This is a genomic window from Nocardia canadensis (genome assembly GCF_032656385.1).
GTDB lineage: Bacteria > Actinomycetota > Actinomycetes > Mycobacteriales > Mycobacteriaceae > Nocardia > Nocardia canadensis.
The window spans coordinates 1,497,783-1,513,303 of the sequence record NZ_JAVCWB010000008.1 but is presented as its reverse complement, the minus strand read 5'-3'; the positions used below and the strand labels follow the sequence as shown (position 1 = coordinate 1,513,303).

Sequence of the window (15,521 nt, the reverse complement as noted above, 5' to 3'; positions counted from 1 at the left end):
CCGTCGGCGCACACCGGGCCGAACCCGGTGGCGCGTGCTCAGGTTGGGGAGTGATCGGTGAACGCGCCGTCGACGAGGACCGGCACGGTGGAATCGGCGTCGAGATCGATCGCGATCGCGACATCGGCGGCGAACCCGATCGACGCGAGCTCATGGCCCGAGGCGCTGGACGCGATCGACGCGGGCACGTCCGGTGTGCCCGCGAAAGTGGTTGCCGCCGACCGCGCCTCGGGCGACGGAGCGGTGGCACCCCGGTCGAGGAGTGCGGCGACCAGCGCGCCCGCACCGAGCCAGTCCTCCAGCGCGGGACGCAGCGCCTCGCTGCCGGGCCACTGCTCACCCGCCGCGACGATCGCGATCGGCTGCTCGGTCGTACCCCACCCCTGGGCGATCAGCCAGTCGGCCACGGCCCGAGAGTTGCGCAGGCAGGCCGCGACGACCGCGCCGCCCTCGACGGTGGCCGCGATGGCCGACCCGTTCGGCGAAGGCAGCACGAGCCGTTCGGTGAACGGTGCCCGCCGGATCGCCGCGGGCGACAGGGACCACGGCCGCTCCCGATCCGCCGCACGTCGCCCGACGGCCAGCGCCGCACCGTGCCGATCCGCGAACTCCTGTGCCGACGCGTCCCGCCACCGATACGGGAACACCGCCGTCCCCGCCCCGGTCGCCACCGACACCGAGGTGGTGAACGACAACACGTCGATCACCACCACCACCGCCGCCCCCGGCCCGATCGCCGCCGCTCCGGTTCTACCCCACTCCACGCTGATCCCGAACCCGCGCTGCCGCGACCACTCCGGCGCCGAATACACCCCAGCCCCTCCTTGACTCGACCGACGAATCGCCCAGTCCACCACACGAACCCGCGTGACTCCAGCCTTCCGCTCGCCCCCGGATCTCGCGGCGGTGCGGGGAGAGTCCGCGGGACAGCGGTCGAGTCAGGGAATGAGGGCCGGGGTCAGGTCGAGGTCGGGGGGTGGACGGAGGCGGCGGAGGGTGCCGTCGATGCTGGTGACGTAGAGGGACCAGGCGGAGCCGTCGGGGGCGAGGCGGGCGGAGGTGGGGCCGGTCGGGGGCGGGGCGGGGAGGGGACTGGTCGGGGGTGTGGTCCAGCCGGTGGCGAGGGTGCACCAGTGGCCGGTGGCGGTGTCGACCTGGTAGACGCTGCCGGAGTAGTCGCCGGCGACGAACGCCAGTCCGCTCGCGGTGGTGTCGAGGTCGTCGAGGCCGGGCAACAGGCCGTCGGGGATCGAGGCGATCGGGGTCGGGCGATCGGGGGCGTCGAGGGGCACGCGCAGGATCTGGGAGGTGGCGACGTCCTCGGTGAGGACGGCCCGGTGGTCGGCGGTGAGGGCGAGGCCGTTGGGGCGGGGCACCGGGGACCAGCCGAGGGTGAATTCGCCGGTGGCGGGGCGATATCGGCTGATGCCGACCGGCGGCCACGGGATCGACAGCTGGGACAGCAGCAGGTCGCCGTCGGGGAGCAGGAGCAGGCCGTTGGGTTGGACCAGATCCGGCAACAGCACGGTGACCTCCCCGGTCGGGAGGTGCAGTCGCCGCAGGGTGCCACCGCCGCCGGGGGTGGTGCCGTCGCCGGTGAGGAAGTAGAGGTCCGCACCCGAGCGGCGCAGACCGGCGGGATTGTCCAGCCCGGTGAGCAGCGTGCTGACGCGGCCGTCGGCGTCGACGTGGCGCAGCTCGCCACGCACGATCCCGGTGACGTAGAAGCCGCCCGCGCCGTCGTACTCCAGGTTCTCCAGGCCGCCGAGGTCGGCGGCCAAGATCTCGACCTGCCACGTGGCCCCGCATCCGGCCCCGGCCTGCGCCTGTCCCACCGGCCCGATCCCGGTGACCGCCACTGCGGCGAGTGCGGTTGCCAGACAACGGATATAGCGCGTCCCGGAGCGTCGATCCATGGCCGTAGCCTAACCGTCGCCCGGCCGCGCCGCGCCGCCTCGGCCGGGTGCGGTGGTGGTCAGCCAGGTGGCGAGCACCGCGGAGGCGGCGGTGTCGGCGGACAGGGCCGCGTGCTCCTCGGTGGTCAACTCGACGGCGTCCAGCTCCGCCCGCCAGTGCGCGAGCCGTTCGGGTTCCTCGGTCGCGACCGCGATCTCGGCCAGCGCGGCGAAGGTGCGGGCCCGCTCGGGAGCCGACGCGGCCGTGGCGAACCGGCGCAGACCGGTTTCCAGGACCCGGGCGGCCGCCTTGTCGTCGTTCTTGAAATCGCGCAGGATGCGGGCATTGTCGAGGACCCTGGCCAGCCCGGTCAGCGCCCGCGAGCCGCCGTACTCGACGTCCATCGGCTCGTCGCGCTGGATCACCAGCAGGGTGTTCCCGACAGGATCGACGAGGGAGAACCGGGACTGTCCCGGCCGGAACCGGGTGATCCGGGGCACCCCCTTGGCGGGGATCTTGCCGTAGTGGGCCCGCAGCGCCGTGGTGAAGTCGGCGTGGCGGGCGGCGACATCGTCGACCATCACCAGCGCCCCCACGTGTTCGGTGGGCAGCTCGACCCCGGGCGGCGCGGGCGCGAAATGCAGTGCGCACCCGTGGCCTTCGACCGCGCCATAGACATAAGGCCTGGACTGCTCGTAGGTGACGGTGTAACCGAGCGCCTGATAGAACGCCAAGGTGCTCGGCAGATCGCCACTCCACAGCATCGGCACGGCGGTATCGGACATCGGGATCCTTCCGGAGAACGGGTCGGTCGGATCCGAGGTTAGGAACAGTCGCGCGAAACCGCCCATAACTCGTCGGCCGCGCTCAGCGGCCGCTCGGCGGCGACCCGTGCGCCGTCGATGAAGATCCGCTCGCCGACCCGGCGGGCCGTAGTCGCGGCATCGAGGGCCCGCTCGAGCGAGCCGCGCGGCACACCGGATCGGAGGAATTCGCCAGGGCGCACACCAGCACCTCGTGCCCCTGCGTGCGCAGCCGCACCGCGAGCGCGAGTAGCGGCTGCACCGCACCGCGCGGCGTGATCGTCGACACGAGAACCCGCGTGTCACACCCCGTCCCGCGTCCGGATCTCGGCGCGCGAACCGCGATTGCGTACCCTCTGGCCGCACCCGCGGCGATCCTCGTCGGCCGGTTGACGATGACGGGGAACGCGGTGGCCGCTGCCGTGCGCGGCGGATGTCACTAGGCTGCGGGCATGACCAACCGCCTCGGCGAGCTGCAGACCGCGAACTTCGTTCTCCTCACCACGTTCCGCAAGGACGGCACCCCGGTGGGCACCGCCGTGTGGGCCGTCGCCCGCGAGGACAAACTGTTCGTGTGGACCGTCACCGACAGCTGGAAAGTGAAGCGGATCCGCCGCAATCCCGACGTAACCCTGCAGCCGTGCGACGCGCGCGGCAAGGCGCACGGCGACGTCGTCACCGGCACCGCCCGCATCCTCGACGCCGCCGAGACCGAGCAGGTGCGCTCCTGGCTGCGCCGCAAGTACTGGCTGACCGGCCCGCTGGTCATCCTCGCCAGCAACCTGCGCCGGGGCAAGACTGGCACCATCGGCATCGAGATCACGCCCGCCTGACAGATCGGCCGAAGCAGTACCCAGTACCCGGGGTATCGGATAACGTGGGCTCAGCGGAACCTCCGAAGGGACTCACATGGCCGACAAACGCACCCGCGCCGTCGTCGTCGCGGGCGCGCGCACGCCGTTCGTGCGCGCGTTCACCGATTTCACCCGCCTCGACAGCATCGCTCTGGCCGGCGCCGCTGTGCGCGGACTGATCGAGCGCACCGGGATTGCGCCGGGGGAGATCCAGTCGATCGTGTGGGGCGGGGTGGTGCTGCCGAGCCACGCGCCCAACATCGCCCGTGAAGTGGCACTCGACCTGGAACTGGACTTCGGGTGCGAGGGCTACACGGTGACCAGGGCGTGCGCGTCGGGTCTGCAGGCGGTCACCTCGGCGGCCGCGGCCATCGAACGCGGCGAGTACGACATCATGATCGCCGGTGGCAGCGACTCCACCAGCAATGCCGAGATCAAGCTTCCGCAGAAGGTCGTGCACGCCGTCGCGCCGGTGGCGCTGGGCAAGCCGAAGCCCAAGGACTACCTCGACGTGGTCCGTCAGCTCGCGCCGTTCACCGACATCCTGCCGCGTCAGCCCAAGATCTCCGAGCGCACCACCGGCGAGGTGATGGGCGAGTCCGCCGAGAAGATGGCCAGGATCAACGGCATCTCCCGCGCCGACCAGGACGAGTTCGCCGCCCGCTCGCACCACCGCGCCGCGGCCGCCATCGCCTCGGGCCGCTTCGACGACGAAGTGGTCCCGGTGACCACCCCGTCGGGCACGCGGATCGAGACCGACGGCCTGGTCCGCGCGAACACCAGCGTCGACAAACTCGCGACACTGCAGCCGGTGTTCGCCAAGGGCGGCACGGTCACCGCGGGCAATGCCAGCCCGCTCACCGACGGCGCCTCGGCGGTGCTGCTCATGAGCGAGGAGAAGGCCCGCGCCCTCGGCTTCACCCCGCTGGCGGCCCTGCGCTCCTGGAGTTTCGTCAGTGTCGACCCCGCCGACCAGGTCCTCATCGGCCCCGCGATCTCCATGCCACGCGCCCTCGACAAGGCGGGCATGACCCTGGCCGACATCGACCTCGTCGACATCCACGAGGCCTTCGCCGCCCAGACCCTCTCGGTCCTGCGCATGCTGGAAAGCCCCGACTGGGCCAAGTCGCGTCTCGACCGCGACGAGCCGGTCGGCACCGTGGACATCGACAAACTCAACGTCCACGGCGGCTCCATCTCCCTGGGCCACCCCTTCGGCGCCACCGGCGCCCGCATGGTCACCACCATGGCCAACGAACTGGCCCGCACCGGCAAACAGACCGCCCTGCTCGGCATCTGCGCCGCCGGCGGCATCGGCGCGTCCGCCGTCCTCGAACGCGTGTGAGCCGACGACCTACGTCGCCTGGCTCACCGAGGACATGTGGAAGTCGGGGATGCGCAGGGGCGGCATGGCGGTGCGGGTGAACCAGTCCTTCCATTCGCGGGGGAGGGTGATCTCGGTGGCGCCGGCTTCGGTGATGCGCCGCAGCAGGTCCAGGGGGCTCTCGTTGAAGCGGAAGTTGTTGACGGCGGCCGTGACCCGGCCGTCTTCGACGAGGTAGACGCCGTCGCGGGTGAGGCCGGTGAGCAGGAGAGTGGCCGGGTCGACCTCGCGGATGTACCAGAGGCAGGTCAGCAGGAGGCCGCGTTCGGTGCGGGCGATCATGTCGTCCAGGGACGCGTCGGAGCCGCCGGTGAGAAGCAAGTTCTCGCCGGGAACGGTGGCGGGAGCGGAGAATTCGGCGGCGGTGGCCCGAGGGTAGACCAGTGATTCGATGACGCCGGCGCCGATCCAGTCGACGCGCTGGGCGGACAGGCCGTTGTCGAACACCGACAGCGACTCCGACGACGACGGGGTCGCCACGAAGGGGCGGTATTCCAGGCCGCTCGCGTTCGGGTCGGAGTAGAGGGTCAGCGGAATGTCGCTGAGCCGCTCACCGATCCGGGTGCCGCCCGCGCGGGAGAACGCGGTGTGGCCCTCGTGCGCGCCGCGGCCCTCCATCGTCCAGGCGAGGTAGATCATCAGGTCGGCCACCGCCGACGGCGGCAGCAGCGTCTCGTAGCGGCCCGCGGGCAGGTCGACGCGGGTGGCCGACCAGTCCAGCCGCCGCGACAGCTCGGCCAGCAGGCCGGGCGTGTCGACATCGGTGAAGTCGGCGGTGCCGACCCCCACCCAGGCGCTGGCCAGATCGGCGCCCTCGCCGCGCTTGCCGTTGATCTCGACCGATCCGGTGGGCTGGCTGAACCGGCGGCGGATGCCGGTGGAGGTGCCCAGCCAGGTGGTGTGCAGCTGGTGATGGGCGAAACCGTAGAGCCGGTCGGTGCCGTCGAAACCGGTTGACAGGTCGCGGGCGAGACCGGCGAACACGTCGATCTCGGTGGCGCCGGGCGCGTGGTCCCACGTGGCGGTGTCGTCGACCGTGGGTTCGAGCAGCGGCATCGCGTCGCGGGCCGGGGTCGCCGTGCGAGCGGCCTCCTCGCTGGCGCGCACCACGGCCTCGATCTCGGCCGGATCGACACTGGTGGAGCTGATGCTGCCGACGCGGGCGGCGTTCGGGCCGTCCCGGAACACCGAGATCACCGCCCAGTCGCGTGACACCGACGACCCGTTGGTGGTCATCGAGTTGCCCGCCCAGCGCAGCGACGCCTCGTGCGCGTCGGTGACGATCACGATCGCCTCGTCGGCCTTCGACGCCGCCAGCGCGCGCTCGACCACCGCGCCCGCGGGGAACACACCCGATGCACTCACTGGCCACCCTCCGTCCGGGTATTGAGAATGTTGACCCCGCGCACCAGCACCGACGGGCAGCCATGGCTCACGGCCGCCACCTGACCGGGCTGGGCCTTGCCGCAGTTGAACGCGCCGCCGAGCTGCCAGGTGCTCGGCCCGCCGACCGCCTCCATCGCACCCCAGAAATCGGTGGTCGTCGCCTGGTAGGCGACATCGCGCAGCTGGCCGGCCAGCTCCCCGTTGCGAATCCGGAAGAACCGCTGCCCGGTGAACTGGAAGTTGTAGCGCTGCATGTCGATCGACCACGACTTGTCGCCGACGATGTAGATACCGTCGGAGACCCGCGAGATCAACTCCGCGGTCGTCGTGTCGCGCTCCGGATCCGGCTGCAGCGAGACGTTCGCCATCCGCTGGATCGGCACGTGGTGCGGCGAATCGGCGTAGGAGCAGCCGTTGGACCGGTCCAGGCCGAGGCGCGGGGCGAACACCCGGTCGAGCTGGTAGCCGACCAGGACGCCGCCACGCACCAGATCCCACTGCTGGCCCGCCACGCCGTCGTCGTCGTAGCCGACCGTGGCCAGGCCGTTGACCTGGGTGCGGTCTCCGGTGACGTGCATGATCGGGGTGCCGTAGCGCAGCGTGCCGAGCTTGTCCGGGGTGGCGAACGAGGTACCCGCGTAGGCGGATTCGTAGCCGATGGCCCGGTCGTACTCGGTGGCGTGGCCGATGGACTCGTGAATGGTCAGCCACAGGTTGGTCGGGTCGATGACGAGGTCGGTGGGACCGGCGGCGACGCTGGGCGCCTTCACCTTCTCGGCGAGCCACTCCGGGATTCGCGCGAGTTCGCCCGCCCAGTCCCAGGTTCCGTCGGCACCGGTGACGTATTCCCAGCCGCGGCCCGCGGGCGCGGCGAGGGTGCGCATGGTCTCGAAGACCCCGGCGGCGGCGTCGACGGTGATCGCCTCGAGCTGCGGATGCAGCCGCACCCGCTGCTGGGTGATCGACGAGCCCGCCGTGTCGGCGTAGAAGACCTGCTCCTTGACCTGCAGCACCGACGCGGTCACGTGATCGACGCCGTCGGCGGCCGAGAGGCGCTCCGAATAGTCCTGCAGCAGTGCCACTTTGTCGGCCGTCGGCACCGTGAACGGGTCGAGGTCGTAGGCCGACACCCACGACACGTCCGCGTAGCGCGGCTCGTCGGCGAGTTCCACCCGCTCCCGGTTGAGCGAACGCAGCGTGGTCGCGACGGTGACCGCCCGCCGGGCCACCTCGGCGGCGGTGTGGGGGGTGAGCGCGGCGTGGGAAGCGAAACCCCAGGTGCCGTCGACGATCACGCGTACGGCCAGGCCGAGTTCGGTCGAGTCGGTGACGGCCTCGACCCGCCCGTCGCGCAAGCGGATGGACTGGGTCACCAGTCGCTGCACCCGCAGATCGGCATGCTCGGCACCGGCCGCCCGGGCCGCCGACAGCGCGGCCTCGGCCAGCGCGCGCAAGCCGAGTGCGCGGAACTCCTCGTCCACTTCTCCGGAAGTCGCGGTAGTCACCCGGCCTACGCTAGCCGGTGGCACCGACAGGCGGGAGCCGTGCCCGGGATTGCCGCCACTGCCAGGGCACCTTTCGTGTCAGGGTGCGCGAAACCCCGGTTCCGGCAGTCACAACCGTGACGCGCTGATTCCGGTCCTCCCGCCGCGACGGCCCTCGATGCCGTAGGGTGCCCGCCGTGCCGCCATCCGCCCTCCGCGATCGAAAAAGGGAACGAACCCGTCGTGCGATCCTTATGGCCGCCGTCGGATTGTTCGAGGCCAGAGGCTATGAGGAAACGACCGTGGCCGACATCGCGGCCGAGGCCGAGGTCGGCACCCGGACCTTCTTCAACTACTTCGCGAGCAAGGAAGAACTGCTCTTCCCCGAACCCGACGAACGGGTGCGCGCCGCCGTCGCGGCGATCGCCACCCGGCGGCCGGGGGAGCGACCCGTCGAGGTGTTGCTGCGCGCGCTGCGCGCCGCGGGCGACAACCCCGCCGAGCATCTCGCCGACGATCTGAACTCCCGGGTCGCGGCGCTGCGCGCGCAGGTCTCGCGCACCGTGCCCGCGGTGAGCGGCCGGGCCGCGCACGCTCAGCTCGTCGCGCAGCGCGAGATCGCCCGCCAGTTGCACAGCGCCTTCCCGCACGAGCTCGACGAGGTCGGCGCGGCGGCGCTGGTCGGTGCGGTCGTCGGCGCGGTCTCGGGGGCGCTGACGGTGCTGTTCCAGCAGCCCCAGCACGGCATCGACGACGGCGAACGACTACATCGCAAGATCCACGAGACCACCTCGCGGGTGCTGCAGCCGTGGCTGGCCGCCTCGGCCCCGGTCGAGCCGGCGCGCTAACCGAACTGCTGCCAGCCCAGCCGGATCACCATCACCACGACCACGACCAGCAGTACGATCCGCACGAAACCGGCGCCCTTGGCCAGCGCCATCCGCGAACCGACCAGCGCGCCCCCGACATTCGCGACCGCCATGCCCGCGCCGAGGCCCCACAGGATGTGCCCGGTCGCACCGAGGAACAGCAGCGCGCCGAGATTCGATCCGCAGTTGATCACCTTCGCCATGGCCGCGGCCCGCACGAACTCGGTGCCGAGCAGCGTCGCGAAGGTGATGATCAGGAACGTACCGGTGCCCGGCCCGAGCAGGCCGTCGTAGAGGCCGATCAGGCCGGCGGCCAGCGCCACCACCAGGATCACCTTGCGGCGCGTCGGCGGATGGGTCGCCATGGTCATGCCGATCGAAGGTCGCAGCGTGACGAACAGCGCCACCCCGACCAGCACCACCATGACCAGGGGAATGAACAGCTCGCGGTCGATCAGCGAGACCGCCGCCGCGCCGCAGGCCGCGGTGATCGCGGCGATCACCGCACCCGGAATCAGCACCTTCCACTGCATCGGCACCCGGCGCGCGAAGGTGATCACCGCGGTCGCCGTGCCGGAGAACGCGGCCAGCTTGTTGGTGCCGAGCGCCGTCTGCGGGGCGATGCCGGGCGCGACCAGGAACAGCGTCGGCAGGATGATCAATCCGCCGCCGCCGACCACCGCGTCGACCCATCCCGCCGCGGCCGCGGCCACCAGCAGGACCGTCCAGTCTCCTAGTTGCACCGGACCAGGCAATCAAGATCACGCCCGGAAAGCCAACCGGGTCCGGCCGCACCCGGCCATTAGGCTGGGCCGGTGCGCCGGTTCAGCTTGTGGCTTCGCGGCCGACCCATCGTCGCCGACTCCGTCCTCGCGCTGTTTCTCATGGTGCTCGACGCGCTCGGCGTCGGCGACGAGCACCACAAGGTCTCCTACCTGGTCTTTTCGCTGATCCTGCCGTTGCCGCTGATCCTGCGCCGGGTCTATCCGCGGGCGATGGCGGCGGTGATGTTCGTGCTCTCGGTGCTGTGCACCCTGGTCGGATATCTGACGGGCGACGACACCTCCGGACACGTCGCGCTGATCGGGCTCGGCGTGCTGCTCTACACCCTCGTCGCCTACGTCGGCAGGCGGGACGGGCTCATCTACCTCGGCTGCCTCGCGACCGACCTGGCCCTGTCGGTCCTGGTCCTGCGCGAGCCCAAGGGCGGCGATCTGGCGCTCGTTGGTGTGATCTACGCGCTGTGCTGGACGCTGGCCGAGTTCAACGGCGCCCGCCACGCCTACGACGCCGAGGTCGCGGCCCGGCTCGCCGTCGCCGACTACGACAAGGAACGCCGCGCCCACGAGGCCGTGGCCGCCGAACGCACCCGCATCGCCCGGGAACTGCACGACGTGGTCGCGCACGCGGTGAGCGTCATCATCGTGCAGGCCGACGGCGCGAAGTACGCCCTGCGCCACGACCCCGACACCGCCGAACGCGCGCTCGCGACCATCGCGGGCACCGGCCGCGACGCGCTGCGCGAACTGCGCCGCACCGTGGCGCTGCTGCGCACCGAGCACGCGCCGGAACTGCTGCCCCAGCACGGCAGCGCGGGCATCGCGAAACTGGCCGAGCTGATGCGCGACGCCGGTCTGGCCGTCGATCTCGAACTGACCGGCGAACTCGACGACATCACCCCCGAGGTCAGCCTGGGCGTGCACCGCATCGTCCAGGAATCGCTCACCAACACCCTGCGCCACGCCGGGGCGAGCCCGAAGGCGACCGTGCGGGTGCAGCGCCGCGAGGACGACATCCTGGTCGAGGTGACCGACAGCGGCGGCCTGCCCGTGCACGCGCCGTCCACCGAGATCCCGGGCGGGGGCATGGGCCTGGTCGGCATGCGCGAACGGGTCGCGGTGCTCGGCGGCACCCTGTCCGCGGGCCGGACCGCCGACGGTCGCTGGCGGGTCCTCGCCACCCTCCCGCTGCGCGCCGAAGGCGACTGATCCGCCCGCTATGGTTGGGAAATGCCGATCAGCGTGCTCGTGGTGGACGATCAGGAACTCATGCGGATGGGCCTGAAGATGGTGCTCGGCGCGCACCCGGACATCGAGGTCGTCGGCGAGGCGGGCAACGGCGACGAGGCCGTGCGGCGCGCGGGGGAGCTGCGGCCCGACGTGGTCCTGATGGACGTGCGGATGCCGGTCGTCGACGGGGTCACCGCCACCGGCCGGATCGTCGCCGCGGGCGAGGGCATCCGCGTGCTCGTGATGACCACCTTCGATCTCGACGAACACGCCCTCGGCGCGCTGCGCGCCGGCGCGAGCGGCTTCCTGCTCAAGGACACCCCGCCCGAAGACCTCATCTCCGCCATCCGCAGTGTCGCCGCGGGCGACGCGGTGGTCTCCCCGAAGGTCACCAAGCGCCTGCTCGACCGGCTCGTCGCCGAGGACCCGGCGGGACTGCGCGACCCGGGCGTGCTCGACGTGCTCACCGCCCGCGAACGCGAGGTACTCGAACAGATCGCCGCGGGCCGCTCCAACGCCGAGATCGCCGGGGCATTGTTCCTGTCGGAGGCCACGGTGAAGACGCACGTGGGCCGCGTGCTGACCAAACTCGGGCTGCGCGACCGGGTGCAGGCGGTGGTGCTGGCCTATGAGACGGGTCTCGTGCGGCCGGGTGGCTGAGGCGGCCGGGAGAAGAATCGGACGCTCGTGCGTTGAGGGGGTAGATCGTCCGAAAGGATCGCCATGACCGCCGTGCTGTTCGTGCTCTACCTCGTCGTCGAGATCGCCGCGTTCGTCGGCCTCGCCCAGCTGATCGGCGCCGGCTGGGCTCTGCTGGCGCTGATCGCGGTGTCCGGTGTCGGCTTGCTGCTGCTGGGCGCCCAGGGCAGGCGCGTGTTCGACCGGTTCCGCCGGGCCGCGCGCGGCGAGGTCACCGCCGAGAGCGCGGTCGCGGACGGGCTGCTGGTGGCCACCGGCTCGGTGCTGCTGTTCGTGCCCGGCCTGGTCACCGGACTCGTCGGCCTGCTCGCGCTGTTCCCGCCGACCAGGGCGCTGATCCGGCCGGTGCTGGAGAAGCTCGGGACGCGGCGCTTCGGTCCGCTGCCGTCGTTCGCGCCGTCGCCGTATCGCGGAATGGTGGTCGACGCCGACAGCGGCGACGTGGTCGACGGGGTCGTCGTCGGGCAGTGGTACGACGACGGGCACTCCGCCGGGCCGCGCGCGCTCGGGTCCGCCTGAGCCGAGTATTCCCGCCCGGCCTGGGAAGGGTCTACAGTGTGCCGATGGCCACCGAGCAGATCACCGTCACGGTGAGCGCGGAACTGGCCGACGCGGTGCGTAGGGTGAGTGCCGCTGCCGGACAGTCCATGTCGGATTTCACGGTCGCCGCGTGGCGACTCGAACTCATCGCCGTCGAAGCGGGCGGACACACTCCAGCGGGGCTGTGCGACGCCGACGTCCGCGCGGTCCTGTCCCTGCCGACCTGACGATTCGCCGATACGGCAGACTGGGACACCGTGAGTACCCAGTTGCTGATCGGCGGTCGTTTCTACAGTTCCAGCTCCCCGGACGCGACCGCGATGGCGGTCACCGACGGCACCGTGGTGTGGCTGGGGGCCGAAGCGCCCGGCCGGGCGATGCACCCCGACGCGGAGATCGTCGAGCTCGACGGCGCCTTCGTCGCGCCAGCGTTCGTCGACCCGCACGTGCACGTCACCGCGCTGGGCCTGCAGCTGACCGGACTCGACGCCAGCGGCACCGCGTCGCTGGGCGAGTTGCTCGCCGCGCTGCGCGCGTACGCGATCGCCCAGCCCGACGGCGTGATCATCGGCGAGGGCTGGGACGACACCGCCTGGCCCGAACAGCGCCCGCCCACGGTCGCCGAACTCGACGAGGCCGCGGGCGCGGGCAGGCTCGTGTACCTGGCCCGGGTCGACGCGCACTCGGCCGTGGCCTCCTCGGCGCTGCTCGACGCGGCGGGCGATCTCGGCGACGGCTACCGTCGCGGCGAGCCGGTGCGCGCCGACGCCCACCATCGGGTGCGCGCGGTCGCCCTCGCGGAACTCGGTCGCGCGCACCGTGATCGGGCTCGCACCGCCGCCCTCGACGCCGCCGCCGCGCACGGCATCGTCGCCGTGCACGAATGCGCGGGCCCGGACATCTCGGGCCGCGAGGACGTGCGCGAGCTGCTGGCCTTCGAGCACGGTGTCGAGGTGCGCGCGTACTGGGGCGAGGCGGTGCGTGACGCGGCGCAGGCTCGCGCCCTGATCGACGAACTGGGGGTCGCCGCGCTCGGCGGCGATCTGTTCGTAGACGGTTCGCTGGGTTCGCACACCGCGCTGCTGCGGGAGCACTACGCCGACGCGACCGGGTGCGGCAAGAACTTCCTCGACGCCGAGACGATCACCGCGCACATCCGCGCCTGCACCGAGGCCGGTGTGCAGGCGGGCTTCCATGCCATCGGCGACGCCGCGATGGATCTCGTGGTCGCCGGATTCGCCACGGTCGCCGCCGAACTCGGCGGACCGGCGCTCGCCGCGCGCGGACACCGGGTCGAACACGCCGAGATGACCGACGCCGCGGCGATCGAGCAGCTGGCGGCACTGGGCGTGATCCTGTCCGTGCAGCCGGGTTTCGACGCCGCGTGGGGCGGACCGGACGGGATGTACGCCACCCGGCTGGGTGCCGAGCGTGCCGCGACGCTGAACCCCTTCGCGGCGATGGCCGCGGCGGGCATCTCCCTGGCGATCGGCTCGGACGCGCCGGTCACGACGCTGAATCCGTGGGAGCAGGTGCGCGCGGCGGTCCATCACCGCACGCCCGGCCACGGGCTGTCCCCGCGCGCCGCGTTCGCGGCCGCCACCCGGGGCGCCTGGCGGGCGGGTGGGGTGCGTGACGGTGTCGCGGGCACCCTGGTGCCCGGCGCCCCGGCCTCCTACGCCGTGTGGGACGCGGGCGATCTCGTCGTCGCGGCGGCCGCCGACACGGTGCAACGCTGGTCGACCGACCCGCGGTCGCGCGTGCCCGGTCTGCCGCGGCTCGATCCCGGTGCCGACCTGCCGACCTGCCTGCGCACGGTGCACAACGGCGCCACCATCTACCGCGCCTGACCACGACCGCACCGGCACACCAATCACGGAGCAGGACACCATGATCCACCCCGCCACCGAACCAGGGCCCGACGCCACGACCGCCGACGCGGCCGGGTCGGGCCCGACCGACCCCGCGACCCCGGGCAGCGCGGCGGGCGGTGACCGGTTCGGTGTCCTGGCTCGCATGGCGACGGCCGTCGCGGGTGGTCTGCTGCTGTTCGGCAGCTTTCCGCCCCGGCCGTGGTGGTTCCTCGCGCCGATCGCGCTGGCGCTGCTCACCGTCGCGGTCCGGGGACCGGGCACGCTGCGGGGTGGATTCGGCTACGGCTTCCTCGGCGGGTTCGCCTTCTTCGTCCCGCTGCTGCCGTGGACCGGCATCTACGTCGGGCCGGTGCCGTGGCTGGCCTTGTCGACCGCGTGCGCGGTGTTCATCGGCCTGTGGGGCGTGCTCGCCCGGTGGCTGAGCGGGCTGCCCGGCTGGCCGGTCTGGCTCGCGCTCGCGTGGACGGCCACCGAATGGGCGCGGTCGAGTTTCCCCTTCGGTGGATTCCCTTGGGGGCGTGTCGCTTTCGGGCAGGCCGACGGCTGGTACCTCCCCCTGGCCGCCTACGGCGGCGCACCGCTGATCGGGTTCGCCGTCGCGCTGACCGGCACCGGCCTGGCCGCGCTGGCGCTGCGCGTGCTCGCCTGGGCGCGCACGCCGGCGCCGCGGGCGATCGGCCGGGGCACGCGGATCGGATTTGCCACCGCCGCCGTCACTGTGGCTATCATGCCCCTCGCCGGAGTGATCCTCCGGCCGACGCTGCCCGCCCCGGACGACGGCCACCGGACGATCACGGTCGCCGCGATCCAGGGCAGCGTGCCGCGGTTGGGCCTGGAGTTCAACGCCCAGCGGCGGGCCGTGCTGGACAACCACGTCCGGCGCACCGAGGAGCTCGCCGACGCCGTCGACCGCGGGCAGTCACCCCGGCCGGACGTCGTGATCTGGCCGGAGAACTCCTCCGATATCGATCCACTGCGCAACGCCGACGCCGCCGCGGAGATCAGTGAGGCCTCCCAGCGGATCGGCGCGCCGATCCTGGTCGGCGCAGTCCTGGTGAACGGTGACCGTACGACAACCAACTCGGTCATGGTGTGGAACGGCGCGGCCGGGCCCGCCGATCGGCACGACAAGAAAATCATCCAGCCGTTCGGCGAATACCTGCCGATGCGCGGTTTCTTCCGATTGTTCTCGTCCTATGCCGACCAGGCCGGATATTTCGTGCCCGGCGATGGTGACGGAACGGTCACGGCGGCGGGGGTGCGGATCGGGGTTGCCACCTGTTATGAGGTGGCGTTCGATCGGGCATTCCGGGAATCGATGGCCGCGGGCGCCGAACTGCTGACCGTGCCGACCAACAACGCGACCTTCGGCCGCAGCGAGATGACCTACCAGCAGATGGCCATGTCGCGGGTGCGGGCGGTCGAGCACGGCCGCGCTCTGGTCATCGCAGCAACCACCGGGGTCAGTGCGATCATCACCGCGAACGGCGAGATCGCACAACAGTCCGAGCAAGTCGTGCCCGCCGCGCTGGTCGCCCAGCTACCATTGCGCGACACGACGACGATCGCGACGCGGATCGGCGCGGCGCCAGAAGTGACGTCCGTTATTCTGACCGCGATCGGCGTGGCGCTGGTGTTTTTCCGGCGTAGGCGAGCGAATCAGGCGCAGGTTTCGCGAAGCTCGCAGAATTCCGAATAAGCGGTTTGTTTCAACCCGGGGGAA

The 15,521-nt window shown here is 71.8% G+C and carries 16 protein-coding genes; 9 read left to right on the top strand and 7 right to left on the bottom strand.

Translation table 11 applies throughout. The features are described from left to right. Window positions 1-38 precede the first annotated feature (38 nt). From Q7X29_RS20850 to Q7X29_RS20835, 4 genes are all read right to left on the bottom strand, one after another. Window positions 39-812 carry a 2-phosphosulfolactate phosphatase gene (locus Q7X29_RS20850; RefSeq protein WP_316575130.1) on the bottom strand — a complete coding sequence of 258 codons (774 nt, stop codon included), beginning with the start codon at window positions 810-812 and terminating at the stop codon, window positions 39-41. A 126-nt stretch (window positions 813-938) separates the two neighbouring features. Continuing rightward, complete coding sequence (locus Q7X29_RS20845; protein ID WP_316575129.1) at window positions 939-1,916, bottom strand: hypothetical protein; 978 nt, start codon at window positions 1,914-1,916, stop codon at window positions 939-941. 9 nt (window positions 1,917-1,925) lie between these two features. Continuing rightward, window positions 1,926-2,681: a VOC family protein gene (locus Q7X29_RS20840; protein ID WP_316575128.1), complete on the bottom strand. Its 756-nt coding sequence runs from the start codon at window positions 2,679-2,681 to the stop codon at window positions 1,926-1,928. Between the two features lie 38 nt (window positions 2,682-2,719). Next, window positions 2,720-2,902: a hypothetical protein gene (locus Q7X29_RS20835; RefSeq protein ID WP_316575127.1), complete on the bottom strand. Its 183-nt coding sequence runs from the start codon at window positions 2,900-2,902 to the stop codon at window positions 2,720-2,722. Window positions 2,903-3,151: 249 nt separating this feature from the next. Here Q7X29_RS20835 and Q7X29_RS20830 point away from each other — a divergent pair, with 249 nt between their 5' ends. Together Q7X29_RS20830 and Q7X29_RS20825 are read left to right on the top strand one after the other, a co-directional pair. Beyond that, the gene (locus tag Q7X29_RS20830; protein ID WP_316575126.1) at window positions 3,152-3,532 is read left to right on the top strand and encodes a PPOX class F420-dependent oxidoreductase; all 381 of its coding nucleotides are present in this window, start codon (window positions 3,152-3,154) and stop codon (window positions 3,530-3,532) included. Window positions 3,533-3,608: 76 nt separating this feature from the next. Further along, window positions 3,609-4,898, top strand: coding sequence for an acetyl-CoA C-acyltransferase (locus tag Q7X29_RS20825; RefSeq protein WP_316575125.1), 1,290 nt, complete (start codon window positions 3,609-3,611; stop codon window positions 4,896-4,898). 9 nt (window positions 4,899-4,907) lie between these two features. On the opposite strand, the gene Q7X29_RS20820 is transcribed toward Q7X29_RS20825, so the two are convergent. Together Q7X29_RS20820 and Q7X29_RS20815 are read right to left on the bottom strand one after the other, a co-directional pair. Beyond that, window positions 4,908-6,287, bottom strand: a complete 1,380-nt coding sequence (locus Q7X29_RS20820; RefSeq protein WP_316575399.1) for a metallopeptidase TldD-related protein — start codon at window positions 6,285-6,287, stop codon at window positions 4,908-4,910. 11 nt (window positions 6,288-6,298) lie between these two features. Then, entirely contained in the window at window positions 6,299-7,828 is a 1,530-nt protein-coding gene (locus tag Q7X29_RS20815; RefSeq protein ID WP_316575124.1) for a TldD/PmbA family protein, read from the bottom strand. Between the two features lie 233 nt (window positions 7,829-8,061). On the opposite strand from Q7X29_RS20815, the gene Q7X29_RS20810 reads away from it, so the two are divergent. Continuing rightward, window positions 8,062-8,655: a TetR/AcrR family transcriptional regulator gene (locus Q7X29_RS20810; protein WP_218722323.1), complete on the top strand. Its 594-nt coding sequence runs from the start codon at window positions 8,062-8,064 to the stop codon at window positions 8,653-8,655. Here Q7X29_RS20810 and Q7X29_RS20805 read toward each other — a convergent pair. Next, on the bottom strand, window positions 8,652-9,419 hold the full coding sequence (locus tag Q7X29_RS20805; protein WP_316575123.1) for a TSUP family transporter: 768 nt from the start codon (window positions 9,417-9,419) through the stop codon (window positions 8,652-8,654). The genes Q7X29_RS20810 and Q7X29_RS20805 overlap by 4 nt on opposite strands. 72 nt (window positions 9,420-9,491) lie before the next feature. Here Q7X29_RS20805 and Q7X29_RS20800 point away from each other — a divergent pair, with 72 nt between their 5' ends. The 6 genes from Q7X29_RS20800 to lnt all read left to right on the top strand — a co-directional run bounded on the left by Q7X29_RS20800 (window position 9,492) and on the right by lnt (window position 15,497). After that, window positions 9,492-10,664 carry a sensor histidine kinase gene (locus Q7X29_RS20800; protein ID WP_316575122.1) on the top strand — a complete coding sequence of 391 codons (1,173 nt, stop codon included), beginning with the start codon at window positions 9,492-9,494 and terminating at the stop codon, window positions 10,662-10,664. Window positions 10,665-10,685: 21 nt separating this feature from the next. Next, on the top strand, window positions 10,686-11,345 hold the full coding sequence (locus tag Q7X29_RS20795) for a response regulator (RefSeq protein WP_218722326.1): 660 nt from the start codon (window positions 10,686-10,688) through the stop codon (window positions 11,343-11,345). Between the two features lie 63 nt (window positions 11,346-11,408). Beyond that, window positions 11,409-11,903, top strand: coding sequence for an FxsA family protein (locus tag Q7X29_RS20790; RefSeq protein WP_218722327.1), 495 nt, complete (start codon window positions 11,409-11,411; stop codon window positions 11,901-11,903). Between the two features lie 44 nt (window positions 11,904-11,947). Further along, window positions 11,948-12,151 carry a hypothetical protein gene (locus Q7X29_RS20785; RefSeq protein ID WP_218722328.1) on the top strand — a complete coding sequence of 68 codons (204 nt, stop codon included), beginning with the start codon at window positions 11,948-11,950 and terminating at the stop codon, window positions 12,149-12,151. 30 nt (window positions 12,152-12,181) lie between these two features. Continuing rightward, on the top strand, window positions 12,182-13,774 hold the full coding sequence (locus tag Q7X29_RS20780; RefSeq protein ID WP_316575121.1) for an amidohydrolase: 1,593 nt from the start codon (window positions 12,182-12,184) through the stop codon (window positions 13,772-13,774). A 166-nt stretch (window positions 13,775-13,940) separates the two neighbouring features. Further along, a complete protein-coding gene (gene lnt / locus Q7X29_RS20775) occupies window positions 13,941-15,497 on the top strand; it encodes an apolipoprotein N-acyltransferase (protein ID WP_316575398.1) in 1,557 nt (518 codons plus the stop codon). Window positions 15,498-15,521: the final 24 nt, after the last annotated feature.